Below are 13840 nucleotides of genomic sequence, written 5' to 3' on the forward strand. Positions count from 1 at the left end.
GGCACAAAAAACCCCGAAGGGCTCACACCCTTCGGGGTTGTTTTTGTCCCACGCCCTTACAACTTGGCGATGGACACCTCGGTGGATTTCACGAAGGCGATCACTTCGCTGCCGACCTCCAGTTCCAGCTCCTTGACCGAACGGGTGGTGATCACCGACGTGACGATGCCGGAAGCGGTCTGCACGTCGATTTCCGACAGCACGTCGCCGAGAACGATCTCCTTGATCGCGCCTTTGAACTGGTTGCGTACGTTGATGGCTTTGATAGTCATGGCATTGATTCCTGTCGTTTGCTTGAGTTATTGAGCCCAACGCAGTTGCGTAGGCAAGGGTGAAACGGGTTCCGGCGCCGGCGGCTCGCCGGGCAGGGACAACACACGGTTGAGCACTTCGGTTTCCAGCGCGGCCAGGCGATGGGAGCCGCGGACCCGAGGGCGCGGCAGCTCCACTGGCAGGTCGAGGCCGACTTCGCCGTCCTCGATCAGAATCACCCGGTCGGCAATCGCCACGGCTTCGCTGACATCGTGGGTCACCAGCAACACGGTGAAACCATGCTGTTGCCAGAGACGTTCGATCAGTTGCTGCATCTCGATCCGGGTCAGCGCATCCAGCGCGCCCAGCGGCTCGTCGAGCAGCAACAGACGCGGTTGATGAATCAGCGCCCGGGCCAGCGCCACGCGCTGCTTCTGCCCACCGGACAATGCCGCCGGCCATTCGTTGGCGCGATCAGCGAGGCCGACTGCATCCAGCGCCTGCAAGGCTTGCGGGCGCCAGTTACCTTTGAGGCCGAGACCGACGTTGTCGATGATCTTTTTCCACGGCAGCAGTCGCGCTTCCTGGAACATCAATCGGGTGTCATCCCGCGCATCGCTGAGCGGTGCAGCACCGGCCAGCAGATCGCCGCCGGTGGGTTGATCGAGGCCGGCGAGCAAGCGCAGCAACGTGCTTTTGCCGCATCCGCTGCGTCCGACCACGGCGACAAACTGCCCCGCCGGAATGTGCAGATCGATACCGCGCAGCACTTGCCGCGAGCCGAAGGTCTTTTGCAGGTTGCGCACCGCCAGCGGAATCCCGCGCAGCAGGCGTGGAGGTTGTTGAGCGGTCATGCCGCACCTCCTTTCGCCACTTGATAGGCCGGATGCCAGCGCAGCCACACACGTTCAAGGCCACGGGCCGCGAGGTCGGCCAGCTTGCCGAGTACCGCGTACAGCAGAATCGCCAGCACCACCACGTCGGTCTGCAAGAACTCGCGGGCATTCATCGCCAGATAACCAATGCCGGAGCTGGCAGAGATGGTCTCCGCTACGATCAGCGTCAACCACATGAAACCCAGGGCAAAACGCACGCCGACCAGAATCGAAGGCAGCGCGCCCGGCAGAATCACCTGCCAGAACAGGCTGAAACCGGACAGGCCATAACTGCGGGCCATTTCCACCAACGCCGGGTCGACGTTGCGGATGCCGTGATAGGTGTTGAGGTAGATCGGGAACAACGTGCCCAGTGCCACCAGGAAAATCTTCGCCGACTCATCGATGCCGAACCACAGGATCACCAGCGGAATCAGCGCCAGGTGCGGCACGTTGCGGATCATCTGCACCGAGCTGTCGAGGAGACGCTCGCCCCACTTCGACAGGCCGGTGATGAAGCCCAGCACCAGACCGATGCTGCCACCGATGGTGAAGCCCAGCGCGGCGCGCCAGCCGCTGATCGCCAGGTGCGTCCAGATTTCACCGCTGCGCACCAGGCTCACACCAGCTTCGATCACCGCCACCGGCGCCGGCAGAATCCGCGTCGACAGCCAACCGGCCGACACCGACAACTGCCATACCGCCAGCAACAAAACCGGCAACGCCCAGGGCGCGAGGCTGTGGATAAATTTCTTCATGGCGGCGCCTCAGCTCTGGGACGCGGCTTTGGGAAGAATGTCGTTGGCCACCATCTCGCCGAACGGGCTGACGTAACCGGCGCTTTTCGGCAACTCCGGGCGCTCGACGTCGAGGTGCGGGAACAGCAGCTCGGCCACCCGATACGATTCTTCGAGGTGTGGATAACCGGAGAAGATGAAAGTGTCGATGCCCAGGTCCGCGTATTCCTTCACCCGTGCAGCAACGGTCGGGCCGTCGCCGACCAGCGCGGTACCGGCACCGCCGCGCACCAGACCGACGCCGGCCCACAGGTTCGGGCTGACTTCGAGGTTGTCGCGACTGCCACCGTGCAGCGCGGCCATGCGTTGCTGGCCGACCGAGTCGAAGCGCGCCAGCGAAGCCTGGGCACGTTTGATGGTGTCGTCGTCCAGATGCGAGATCAGGCGATCCGCCGCTTGCCAGGCTTCGGCGTTGGTTTCCCGCACGATCACATGCAGACGAATGCCGAAGCGCACGGTGCGGCCGAGCTTGGCGGCCTTGGCGCGCACCTGTTCGATCTTCTCGGCAACGGCTGCGGGCGGTTCGCCCCAGGTCAGAACCATTTCCACTTGTTCGGCGGCCAGATCCTGCGCCGCTTCCGACGAACCACCAAAGTACAGCGGCGGACGCGGCTGCTGGATCGGCGGATAGAGCAATTTGGCGCCCTTCACGCTGATGTGCTCGCCGTCGTAATCCACGGTTTCGCCTTCCAGCACGCGGCGCCAGATCCGGGTGAATTCCACCGAGGCCTGATAGCGCGCTTCGTGATCGAGGAACAGACCGTCGCCGGCCAACTCTTCCGGATCGCCACCGGTCACCAGGTTGAACAGCGCACGGCCACCGGACAGACGATCCAGCGTCGCCGCCTGACGCGCCGCCACCGTCGGGGAAATGATCCCGGGGCGCAGGGCGACCAGAAACTTCAGACGCTGGGTCACCGGGATCAGCGATGCCGCCACCAGCCACGAGTCCTCGCAGGAACGGCCGGTGGGAATCAGCACGCCGCCAAAACCCAGTCGATCCGCCGCTTGCGCGACCTGTTGCAGATAGCCGTGGTCGACGGCGCGGGCGCCTTCGGCGGTGCCAAGGTAATGGCCGTCGCCGTGGGTAGGCAGGAACCAGAAGATGTTGAGGCTCATGGAGTGGTCTCCTTGGGGATTCGAATTACTGGGCTTGGGTGACCGAGCTTTGGGCCACAGCGGCCGGTGGGGTCCAGATCACGTCCTTGATGCTCAACGGCTTGGGAATCAGCTTGAGCTGGTAGAAGGTGTCGGCGATTTTCTGTTGTGCGGCGACCACTTCCGGGGTCAGGAACAGCGCGCCGTAACCCTGGCGTTTCACCGAGGTCAGGGTGATGTCTGCCGGCAGACCGAGCAGCGGCGACACCTGTTGGGTCACGTCTTGCGGGTTGGCCTTGGACCACTCGCCGACGGCGCGCACCTCTTCCACGAGGGTCTTGATCACCTCGGGATTTTTCTGTGCGTAGGGTTTGGTCGCCAGGTAGAACTGGTGGTTGTCGACGATGCCTTTGCCGTCACGCAGGGTGTGCGCTTGCAGCTGTTTCTCGGCGGCCGCCTGGTACGGGTCCCAGATGACCCAGGCGTCGACGCTGCCACGTTCGAACGCGGCGCGGGCATCGGCCGGCGGCAGGAATACGGTTTGAATGTCGGTGTACTTGAGGCCGGCGTCTTCCAGTGCACGCACCAGCAGGTAGTGGACGTTGGAGCCTTTGTTCAGGGCGACTTTCTTGCCCTTGAGATCTGCCACCGATTTGATCGGCGAATCTTTCGGCACGAGGATCGCTTCGCTGTTCGGCGCTGGTGGCTCGTAGGCCACGTAGAGCAGATCGGCACCGGCCGCCTGGGCGAAGACCGGCGGAGTTTCGCCGGTGACGCCAAAGTCGATCGAGCCGACGTTCAGGCCTTCCAGCAGTTGCGGACCGCCGGGGAATTCAGTCCATTGCACGTCGACGCCTTGGGCGGCGAGGCGTTTTTCCAGAGTGCCCTTGGCTTTGAGCAGCACCAAGGTGCCGTACTTCTGATAACCGATCCGCAGGGTTTCGGCTTGAGCTTGAGTGATGGCGCCGAAGGACACAGCCGCAGCAAACAGAGCGACCAGACCACGACGCAAAAATACAGTGCGCATAGCGCTCTCCTTTTTGCTGTTGGGTTTTGGCTGCACCTGCTTGGCCGATGGCGGCTGAGTAAGGTGAGTACTTCAAATGCGGGTGAAGCTTCAAATGCTCCAGCGAGCACTCAACAAACGTTCGTTCAACAACCCCGGCTCCAGCGGCTTGGGCCGGCGGGCCATGGCGCTGACAAACTGGTCCAGCGCTTCATGCAACCGCTGCTCCAGAGCCGGCGCCAACTGCGCCTGGGCACTGCCTTCGCCGTAGGCGATCTGGCTGTCCTCGGCAAAAATCCCTTGCAACATTTCCTGGGCCTTCAACGCCGACAGCACAGGCTTGAGGGCGTAATCGACCACCAGCATGTGGGCGATGCTGCCGCCGGTAGCCATCGGCAGAACAATCTTGTGGTTCAGCGCACGCTCGGGCAGCAGATCCAGCACGGTCTTCAGGGCACCCGAGAACGATGCCTTGTACACCGGCGTTGCGATCAGCAGGCCATCGGCGTTCTCAATCTGTTGCAGCAGGTCGAGCACCTTCGGGCTGTCGAAGCGGGCGTGGAGCAGGTCTTCGGCCGGGAAGTCCCGCACCTGATAACTCACCACTTCCACCCCTTGCTGCTGTAGCCAGCGTTGCGAGCGCTCCAGCAACACCCCGGAGCGGGAACGTTGACTGGGACTGCCACCGAGTGAGACGACCAGCATTCAGACGATTCCTTGCGCGTTACAGGCGATTCGCGGGTTGCGATCTCGCTTCGATGTCAGTGACCTTACCAGCTGATTCATATATCCATAAATCATATTTATTCATTTGGTTATTCTTTATTGAGATATACATTTCACTTTCCTGCGGGCAAAAAAACAGGCCGTGAAAACGGCCTGAAACCCTGCATCGTGGTTTTTGCTGATCGCCCCCACGCAGACGGTTCGACGCCTCGACATGGGAACGATCCGGGGTAGGTTACTTGTTCGGCTGCGGGGTCAGGCGCAGGTACGGTTTCACCGCGCGGTAGCCCTTCGGAAAGCGTTGCTTGATTTCGTCTTCGTCCTTGAGCGACGGCACGATCACCACTTCTTCACCGTCCTGCCAGTTGGCCGGGGTGGCCACCTTGTAGTTGTCGGTGAGTTGCAGCGAATCGATCACCCGCAGGATCTCGTGGAAGTTGCGCCCTGTGCTCGCCGGGTAGGTGATGGTCAGGCGGATCTTCTTGTTCGGATCAATCACGAACAGCGAACGCACGGTCAGGGTGTCGTTGGCGTTCGGGTGGATCAGATCGTACAGATCGGACACCTTGCGATCGGCATCGGCCAGGATCGGGAAGTTAACGATGGTGTTCTGGGTTTCGTTGATGTCCTCGATCCACTTGTGGTGCGAGTCCACCGGGTCGACCGACAGTGCGATGGCCTTTACGCCGCGCTGGGTGAATTGATCCTTGAGCTTGGCGGTGAAGCCCAGCTCGGTGGTGCAGACCGGGGTGAAGTCCGCCGGGTGGGAAAACAGCACGCCCCAGCTATCGCCCAGCCATTCGTGGAAACGAATCTTGCCGGCGCTGGAATCCTGTTCGAAATCGGGGGCGATATCGCCAAGTCTGAGGCTCATGGTGCGGCTCCTGATGAGTGGTTGGAGACCTCAACTGTAGCTCGTGATTCGCCATCGTGAAAAAGAATAAATAAAGAGATATTTATATCTTTATTGAATATTAAACATCTGTTCACTGGACGCCCCGCAGCATCGCGACGAACATCGCCCTCAAGGTTCGAGAAGGCCTTGAGTTGCTGTAAAGAGGGGAACATCGGGAAAGGCTTACGGGGGTGAGCCGGACCCGAAACGCAAAAGCCCCGTCCGGCGCGATGCCGGACGGGGCTTTTTTTACGGCGGTTACTTGAACGCGCTATTACAGCAGCGGGATCGAGTAGCTGACGATCAGGCGGTTTTCGTCCTGCGAACGGGTGTTCGGCAGGTCGGTGCGCCATACAGCGTTTTTCCACATGAAGCCGACGTTTTTCAGCGGGCCTTCCGGTACAACGTAACCGATGGTCAGGTCGCGTTCCCACTCGGTGCGGTCGCCACTCGGGGTGTCGATGTTGTCGCCACGCAGGTAAACAACGCCAGCGGTCAGGCCAGGTACGCCCACTTTGGCGAAGTCATACGAGTAGCGACCCTGCCAGGTACGTTCGCCGGCACGGCCGAACTTCTGGATCTGCATGTCGGTGATGGTGTAGTTGGACGAGCCGTCACCCTGGTTCAGCCAAGGGAAGTCGCTGTCGCCGTTGCTCACCTGATAGCCACCACCGAAGGTGTGACCGGCAACGGAGTACAGGAACAGGCCGCTGTACAGGTTGTTGTCCACTTTACCTTTGGTGACGTTGCCGCCGTAGTAGCCAGTGGTGAAGTAGTTGCTGTCGTGACCGTTTGCACCATCGTCACGGCTGTTGAAGTAACGGAAGTCCGACTTCAATACGCCCGGGCCGATTGCCCAGTTGTGGACCAGACCCAGGAAGTGCTGCTTGTAGAAGTCTTCCAGGTTGCCGTAGTAGTACTGGGCAGTCAGATCTTTGGTGAGCTTGTAGTCGCCACCGGCGTAGATGAACTTGTTGCTGTCGCGGCCTGCAGCGGTACGGCCGTTGGCGCCGGAGATCGACAGTTGCTCGTTGTTGCTCGAGTTACGACCTTTCACAGCTTCGATCTGGCCACCGACCAGAGTCAGGTCCTTGATGTCGCTGGAAGTGATCTGGCCGCCCTGCCAGGTTTGCGGCAGCAGACGACCGTCGTTGGTCACGATCACTGGCAGTTTTGGCTGCAGGGTGCCCAGTTTCAGCTCGGTCTGAGAGATCTTGGCTTTGGCAGTCAGGCCCAGGCTGGAGAAGTTATCAACGGCTTCGCCATTGTGCTCGCTCGGGAACACGGTGCCGCCGTAGGAACCAGCGTTAGTGCGGGTCGCCGCTGTAGCGCCGTTAGTGCCGCCGCCCGAATCCAGACGCACGCCCAGCAGGCCGATGGCGTCGATACCGAAGCCGACGGTGCCTTGGGTGTAGCCGGAGGTGAAACGCAGATCGAAGCCTTGGCCCCACTCTTCGTTCTTGTTGGCGCCAGCGCCATCGCGGTTGTCGGTGTTGATGTAGAAGTTACGCAACCCCAGGGTGGCCTTGCTGTCTTCGATGAAACCGGCGGCGCCTGCCTGCTGCGCCAAAACCCCTACGGCCACGGCCAGGGCCAAGGTGGACTTGTTCATGTTTCGCTCCTCTCGTTTCTAATTCTTGTGTTCCTGGTCCGGGGTCTGATGCCCCTGGATCCTAAGATGCGCGATTAGCGCCAGACCGTGACTGACAAGTCAATCGTAACCTTGTGTGTCTACGACCAAGGTCTAATCGCAGTTATTTGGTCCCTGCAGGGTAAAGACTTCCTGATAAAGCCAAAAAGAATTATTTGATTCTTTTTAATTCATTAAAGGCATATGGCCTGATGATGGCCATCCTAGCCGGGATACAGCGTATCGGCGACTAAGCTCATTCCTAAATGGTATTTGTTGACCTTTTTTTAGATCGATTAGCTTTGGCGCATCCCCAAATCGTCAAACCCTATCGAAAAGGCGACGCCATGATGGCCAAACGCGCACTATCTAGTCAATTTGTTACAGTTTGTGTGTCGGCGCTGATTTCTTTTTCAGCCCATGCCGCCAACCTCACCGTGGGCTACCAGACCGGTATCGACCCGAGCAAAGTCCCCCAGGCCGACGGCGTCTACGAGAAGACCATTGGCGAGAAAATCGACTGGCGTCGTTTCAACAGTGGCCCGGAAGTTGTGACAGCCATTGCCTCCGGCGACGTGCAGATTGGCAACCTTGGCTCCAGCCCATTGGCAGCCGCCGCCTCGCGCAATCTGCCGATCGTTGCCTTCATCGTCTCGGCGCAGATCAATGCCGCCGAAGCGCTGGTGGTGCGTAACGGCAGCGGTATCAACAAGCCTGAAGATCTGATCGGCAAGACCATCGCCACCCCGTTCGTCTCCACCTCCCACTACAGCCTTCTCGGCGCACTCAAGCACTGGGGCCTGGACACTTCGAAAGTCAAAGTGGTGAACCTGCAACCTGCAGAAATCGCAGCCGCCTGGAAGCGTGGCGACATCGACGGCGCCTTTGTCTGGTCGCCGGCGCTCGGTGAAATCCGCAAGACCGGCAAGACCCTGACCGATGCCGCGCAGGTCGGCCAGTGGGGCGCGCCGACCTTCGAAGTCTGGGTAGCGCGCAAGGACTTTGCCGAGAAGCATCCTGAAGTCGTGGCCAAGTTCGCCAAGGTGACCCTGGACTCGTTCGCTGATTACGCCGCCCATAAAGACAGCTGGACGGCCGATTCCGTACCTGTACAGAAAATCGCCAAACTGACCGGTGCCAACGCCGCCGACGTACCGGAATTGCTCGCCGGTTCGGCATTCCCCGACGCCAAGGCGCAACAGACCACGGAGCTGCTGGACGGCGGCACGGCAAAGGCGATTGGTGAGACGGCGAAGTTTTTGAAGGAACAGGGCAAGGTCGAAAGTGTTCTGCCTGACTACTCGCCGTATGTCAGTGCGAAGTTTGTAGCGGAGTAAAACAATTGCCCCCACGCATCGCGTGGGGGCAATCGCATCTCACAGAGACTTTTCGAAGATCTTCGAATTGCGCTGATAGTTATAGAGGGAAGCCCGCGCCGCCGGCAGACGTTCGACGCTGCTTGGTTCGAAACCGCGCTCGCGGAACCAGTGGGCGGTGCGGGTTGTGAGGACGAACAGGGTTTTCAGGCCCTGTGCCCGGGCACGGGTCTCGATGCGCTCGAGCAGTTCGTCGCCGCGACCGCCATGGCGATACTCGGGGTTCACCGCCAGGCACGCCAGCTCGCCGGCATCCGAATCGGCAATCTGATACAGCGCCGCACAGGCGATGATCATCCCTTCACGCTCGACCACGCTGAACTGCTCGATCTCGCGCTCCAGCACTTCGCGCGAGCGACGCACCAGAATCCCCTGCTCTTCCAGCGGGCTGATCAAATCGAGCAAGCCGCCGACGTCTTCAATCGCCGCCTCGCGCACCAGTTCGAATTGCTCCTGGGCCACCAGCGTACCGCCACCGTCACGGGTGAACAGTTCGGTCAGCAGCGCGCCGTCCTCGGCATAACTGACGATATGGCTGCGCGCCACCCCGCCACGACAGGCTTCGGCGGCGGCATCGAGCAATTCCGCCTGATAGTTGCTGCCCAGACGCTGCAAATGCGCCGGCACCTGTTGCGGACGCAGTTCGCGCACCAGTTTGCCGTTTTCGTCGATCAGACCGAGGTCGGCACCGAACAGCAGCAGCTTGTCTGCGCCCAGATCGATGGCGGCGCGGGTCGCCACGTCTTCGCAGGCCAGATTGAAGATTTCACCAGTCGGCGAGTAACCCAGCGGCGACAGCAATACGATGGAGCGCTCGTCAAGGAGGCGGTTGATGCCCTTGCGGTCGACCCGGCGCACTTCGCCGGTGTGGTGATAGTCGACACCTTCCAGCACACCGATCGGCCGCGCCGTCACGAGGTTGCCGCTGGCCACCCGCAGGCGCGAGCCTTGCATCGGCGACGAAGCCATGTCCATCGACAGCCGCGCTTCGATGGCGATGCGCAACTGGCCGACCGCATCGATCACGCACTCCAGCGTCGCGGCATCGGTGATGCGCATGCCGTGGTGGTAATGCGGGGTCAGGCCACGGGCGGCGAGGCGGGTTTCGATCTGCGGACGGGAGCCATGAACCAGCACCAGCCGCACGCCGAGGCTGTGCAGCAACACGATGTCATGGACGATGTTGCCGAAATTCGGATGCTCCACGCCGTCGCCCGGAAGCATGACGACGAAGGTGCAATCGCGGTGAGCATTGATATAGGGAGACGCGTGGCGAAGCCAATTGACGTATTCGGGCATGAACCTGGGCCTGTAATAAATAGCAGCCGGAAAAGGGGCGAAACGGAAAACGCACAGCGGGCTGATGGTTATCGTCGGAACAGGCTTGGCGACACGCGCGCTCTCCTCATGAATACGGGTGGGTGTTTGGGCAATTTATACAGCTTTGAGACAGTAATGTTCGATCAACTGCCGCAATAGATGCACGGTAGGCTGCAAACGTGACATTTCGAGGTACTCGTCCGGCTGGTGCGCACAGGCGATGTCGCCGGGGCCGAGCACGATGGTTTCGCAGCCAAGGCGCTGAAGATAAGGCGCTTCGGTGCCGAACGCTACCGCTTCGGCCGTGTGGCCGGTGAGTTTTTCGGCAATTCGCACCAGCTCGGCGTCTTCGGCCTGCTCGAACGGCGGCACTTCGGGAAACAGCGGTGCGTAATCGATCTTCACCTGATGGCGATCGGCAACCGGGTTGAGCCTGCGCAGAATCTCGCTGCGCAGGACCTTGGGGTCCATTCCCGGCAGCGGCCGCAGGTCGAATTCCAGCGAACACTGGCCGCAGATGCGGTTGGGGTTGTCGCCACCGTGGATGCAGCCGAAGTTCATGGTCGGCTGCGGCACACTGAACTGCGGGTTGTTGAATTCGCGCTGCCACAACAGACGCAGGCCGCGCAGTTCGCCGATGGCATCGTGCATCGCTTCGAGGGCGCTGTGCCCCAGGCGCGGATCCGACGAATGGCCGCTCTGCCCGAGGATATCGATGCGCTCCATCATGATGCCCTTGTGCATGCGGATCGGCTTGAGCCCGGTCGGCTCGCCGATCACCGCCGCCCGGCCCAGCGGCCTTCCCGCTTCGGCCAGCGCCCGGGCACCGGACATCGAGCTTTCTTCATCGCAGGTGGCGAGGATCAGCAGCGGTTGCTTGAACGGCTGGTCGAGCAGCGGTCGCACGGCTTCGATGATCAGGGCGAAAAAGCCCTTCATGTCGCAACTGCCGAGGCCGACCCAGCGGCCATCGACTTCGGTGAGTTTCAGCGGATCGGTTTTCCACAATGCATCGTCGTACGGCACCGTGTCGCTGTGCCCGGCCAGCACCAGCCCGCCGGGGCCGCTGCCGAAACTGGCGAGCAGATTGAATTTACCGGGGCTGACCTGCTGGATATCGCAACTGAATCCCAGATCGCCAAGCCAGCCCGCGAGCAGATCGATCACCGCCCGGTTGGACTGGTCGAGGCCCGGCTGGGTGCAGCTGACCGACGGCGCGGCGATCAGTGCAGCGAACTGGTCTTGCATGGACGGCAAAGGCATCGCTGACTCCAACTCCCGGATTGAGGTTCATCATAGAACCATCCGGCGCCGAGAATAAACCGCCGCAAAGCGTAGGAAGGTTCAGTCCTGTACACTGCACGGCCTTGGCAGCCACACATTCCCCCGGCTGCGCTCCCGATCCTGGATTTTCCGGCCATGCAGAAAGAAACCGAAATCAAACTCCGCGTCAGCCGCGAAACCCTCGCCGCCCTGCGCGAGCACCCTCTCCTGAAAAAACGCAACAAAAGTGGCTGGGAACGCCGTGAGTTGATGAATCAGTACTTCGACACGCCTGAGCGTGACCTGGCCCGGGCCAAGGTTGCCCTGCGCCTGCGCAAGGACGGCGAAGACGTGATTCAGACCCTCAAGACCCGTGGCCAGAGCGTTGCCGGTCTGTCCGAGCGTAACGAATACGATTGGAACCTGCCCAAAGCCAAGCTCGACGTGAAGAAACTCGACGGCGAATGCTGGCCCGAGTCCCTCGCCGAGCTGGACAAGAAAACCCTGAAGCCGATCTTCACCACCGATTTCGTCCGCGAGCGCGCCGAAATCGCCTGGGGCCGTGGCAAGACCAAAGTGGTCATCGAAGCCGCGCTGGACCTGGGCCACGTGGTAGTCGGCAAGCAGAAAGAAGAAATCTGCGAGCTGGAACTGGAACTGCGCGAAGGCGAGCCTGCCGCGCTGCTGGAACTGGCTGCCGAACTGGCCGAAACCCTGGCCCTGATGCCGTGCGACATCAGCAAGGCCGAGCGCGGCTATCGTCTATACGACGCCAACAGCTACTCGCTGAGCCTGCCGGCGCCGGCCATTACCGCTGAAACCCCGCTGGACGACGCCTTCGCCGCCCTGGCCTGGCACTTGCTCGGCAGCAGCCAGCGTCTGGCCGAACAGTATCGTTTCAACGGCCACTGGCGCCTGCTGCAGGACTGGGTCGAGAACCTCGCGGAAATGCGCGCCCTGCTGAGCAGCCTCGGTCAGGCCGCACCGCGCCAGTCGACTCACGACTTGCGTGTTGCCCTCGATGCGCTGCTGGAAGACTGGCGTCCGCTGGTACAGGTTGGCATCGAAGACGAAGACGTTCGCAAGGCCGCGCCGGAGCAGTTCCTCGAAGAACTGGAAGATCCGCGCTGGGGCCTGTTCTCGCTGAACGCTTCGCGCTGGTTGCTGGCCCGCACCTGGACGGCTGACCGTAACACCCGTGGCAACCGCCAGGGTGCCGCGCAGTTGCAAAGCTGGCTGCCGCGCCTGCTGGGCGAAGAAGCCACTTCGCTGCAACTGCAGCGTTATCAGCAGCAGCCGGAAGATCTGGCCGAGCAACTGCCGCGCATCGAACGCATCCAGGTCTGGCTGCACCACGCGCGCAACGTGCTGGAAATCCCGGAAATGGATCGCCTGTACGGCGAGCTGAACAAACTGGCGCAACTGGCCAACGAGCCGACCATCACCGACGAACTGCTCGATGCACGCAAGCATCAGGCGATTGCGGTGTACCAGAACCGCGCCTGGAAAATGCTGCTGCGCATGTAACACCGCCATCGCTGGCAAGCCAGCTGTGATCGTTCCCACGCTCTGCGTGGGAACGATCATCAACGCAATACCGGCAAACTGGTCGTGGATTTGATCTCCGACAGCGCCACAATCGAGTTCACTTCCTGAATCCCCGGCACCAGCGACAGCTTCTCGAAGAAGAACCGCTCATACGCCTCGATGTCCGCCGCGACGATCCGCAGCAGAAAATCCACCGCCCCCATCAGCACGTAACACTCCAGCACTTCGGGAAAGCCGCGAATTGCCTCGGTGAACTCAGTGAAGTTCGAACGGCCATGGGCGTTGAGTTTGATCTCGGCGAAGATCTGCGTGTTCAGGCCGATCTTCTTGCGATCAAGCAAGGTCACCTGACCACGAATGATCCCCTCCTCCTTCATCCGCTGAATCCGCCGCCAGCACGGCGATTGCGACAGCCCCACCTGCTCGGCGATCTGTGCGCTGGACAAGGAAGCGTCCTCTTGCAGCAGGGCGAGAATGCGCCGGTCGTAGCTGTCCAGCTCGCTGTGCATAAATAATCCTCAAGATCAGCTAATGGCGAATTGATCCACTTTATCAATCGCATCTTCAGCTCATCTTAGACAAGAAATGCCCGGCATCGGATGTAAAAATTCCTCCACTGATTCCGGAGACCAGACATGCCACACCTCGATGCCGTCAACTCCCCCGCGCCCCGTGCCGATGTGTGGAACGCCAGCAACGCCCATTGCCTTGCGCAATACCAGATCCTGGCCGAGGCCGAGCCGGATTTGCTGGTGCGGGTGCTGAACCTGTTCGCCTTGCAGTTCCTCACCCCGGAACAGGTCAATGTCCAGCGGCTGGACGATCTGCTGTCGATCGACATCGTCATGAGCGGCCTGAGCTGGCACCGCGCCCAGGTCATCGCGGAAAAACTTCGTAACCTGATCAGCGTCTGCTCGGTAAACCTGCAAAACCCCGAGGCGGCGTGGGATGCGCCAGCACAGGCGGCCGGCTGACAAGAACCGAAACGTCTTCGTCGGGTAGTGGCCCAACGGTCGGCGGGGCCACGACTATCCTTTGCGCACTGTCGTTCAAA

14 protein-coding genes are annotated in these 13840 nt (G+C 61.0%); 3 read left to right on the forward strand and 11 right to left on the reverse strand.

Annotation, left to right across the window (positions count from 1 at the left end):
• Positions 1-56 precede the first annotated feature (56 nt).
• From KJY40_RS29045 to KJY40_RS29080, 8 genes are all read right to left on the reverse strand, one after another.
• A complete protein-coding gene (locus tag KJY40_RS29045; protein ID WP_007953520.1) occupies positions 57-272 on the reverse strand; it encodes a TOBE domain-containing protein in 216 nt (71 codons plus the stop codon).
• 27 nt (positions 273-299) lie between these two features.
• Complete coding sequence (gene ssuB, locus KJY40_RS29050; protein ID WP_230734108.1) at positions 300-1106, reverse strand: aliphatic sulfonates ABC transporter ATP-binding protein; 807 nt, start codon at positions 1104-1106, stop codon at positions 300-302.
• Complete coding sequence (gene ssuC, locus KJY40_RS29055) at positions 1103-1885, reverse strand: aliphatic sulfonate ABC transporter permease SsuC (protein ID WP_011336451.1); 783 nt, start codon at positions 1883-1885, stop codon at positions 1103-1105. Before ssuC ends, ssuB begins: the two co-directional genes overlap by 4 nt.
• 9 nt (positions 1886-1894) lie before the next feature.
• A complete protein-coding gene (ssuD, locus tag KJY40_RS29060) occupies positions 1895-3043 on the reverse strand; it encodes an FMNH2-dependent alkanesulfonate monooxygenase (RefSeq protein ID WP_011336452.1) in 1149 nt (382 codons plus the stop codon).
• A gap of 25 nt (positions 3044-3068) precedes the next feature.
• Positions 3069-4049, reverse strand: coding sequence for a sulfonate ABC transporter substrate-binding protein (locus KJY40_RS29065; protein WP_085689864.1), 981 nt, complete (start codon positions 4047-4049; stop codon positions 3069-3071).
• 90 nt (positions 4050-4139) lie between these two features.
• On the reverse strand, positions 4140-4733 hold the full coding sequence (gene ssuE / locus KJY40_RS29070) for an NADPH-dependent FMN reductase (protein ID WP_011336454.1): 594 nt from the start codon (positions 4731-4733) through the stop codon (positions 4140-4142).
• Positions 4734-4989: 256 nt separating this feature from the next.
• Entirely contained in the window at positions 4990-5628 is a 639-nt protein-coding gene (locus KJY40_RS29075) for a peroxiredoxin (protein WP_230734111.1), read from the reverse strand.
• Between the two features lie 295 nt (positions 5629-5923).
• Positions 5924-7261, reverse strand: a complete 1338-nt coding sequence (locus KJY40_RS29080; RefSeq protein ID WP_230734112.1) for an OprD family porin — start codon at positions 7259-7261, stop codon at positions 5924-5926.
• Between the two features lie 365 nt (positions 7262-7626).
• On the opposite strand from KJY40_RS29080, the gene tauA reads away from it, so the two are divergent.
• Complete coding sequence (gene tauA, locus KJY40_RS29085; RefSeq protein ID WP_407681979.1) at positions 7627-8616, forward strand: taurine ABC transporter substrate-binding protein; 990 nt, start codon at positions 7627-7629, stop codon at positions 8614-8616.
• Between the two features lie 39 nt (positions 8617-8655).
• On the opposite strand, the gene argA is transcribed toward tauA, so the two are convergent.
• Both argA and argE read right to left on the reverse strand, forming a co-directional pair.
• A complete protein-coding gene (gene argA / locus KJY40_RS29090; protein ID WP_007951778.1) occupies positions 8656-9954 on the reverse strand; it encodes an amino-acid N-acetyltransferase in 1299 nt (432 codons plus the stop codon).
• Between the two features lie 135 nt (positions 9955-10089).
• Positions 10090-11238: an acetylornithine deacetylase gene (gene argE / locus KJY40_RS29095; RefSeq protein WP_230734114.1), complete on the reverse strand. Its 1149-nt coding sequence runs from the start codon at positions 11236-11238 to the stop codon at positions 10090-10092.
• Positions 11239-11394: 156 nt separating this feature from the next.
• On the opposite strand from argE, the gene KJY40_RS29100 reads away from it, so the two are divergent.
• A complete protein-coding gene (locus tag KJY40_RS29100) occupies positions 11395-12765 on the forward strand; it encodes a CYTH domain-containing protein (protein WP_230734116.1) in 1371 nt (456 codons plus the stop codon).
• A gap of 59 nt (positions 12766-12824) precedes the next feature.
• Here KJY40_RS29100 and KJY40_RS29105 read toward each other — a convergent pair whose 3' ends face one another.
• Positions 12825-13295: an Lrp/AsnC family transcriptional regulator gene (locus KJY40_RS29105; protein ID WP_007951785.1), complete on the reverse strand. Its 471-nt coding sequence runs from the start codon at positions 13293-13295 to the stop codon at positions 12825-12827.
• A gap of 126 nt (positions 13296-13421) precedes the next feature.
• Here KJY40_RS29105 and KJY40_RS29110 point away from each other — a divergent pair, with 126 nt between their 5' ends.
• On the forward strand, positions 13422-13760 hold the full coding sequence (locus KJY40_RS29110) for a hypothetical protein (RefSeq protein WP_230734118.1): 339 nt from the start codon (positions 13422-13424) through the stop codon (positions 13758-13760).
• Positions 13761-13840 lie beyond the last annotated feature (80 nt).

The sequence above is a fragment of the Pseudomonas fitomaticsae genome (genome assembly GCF_021018765.1).
In the GTDB taxonomy this organism is placed as follows: Bacteria; Pseudomonadota; Gammaproteobacteria; order Pseudomonadales; family Pseudomonadaceae; genus Aquipseudomonas; species Aquipseudomonas fitomaticsae.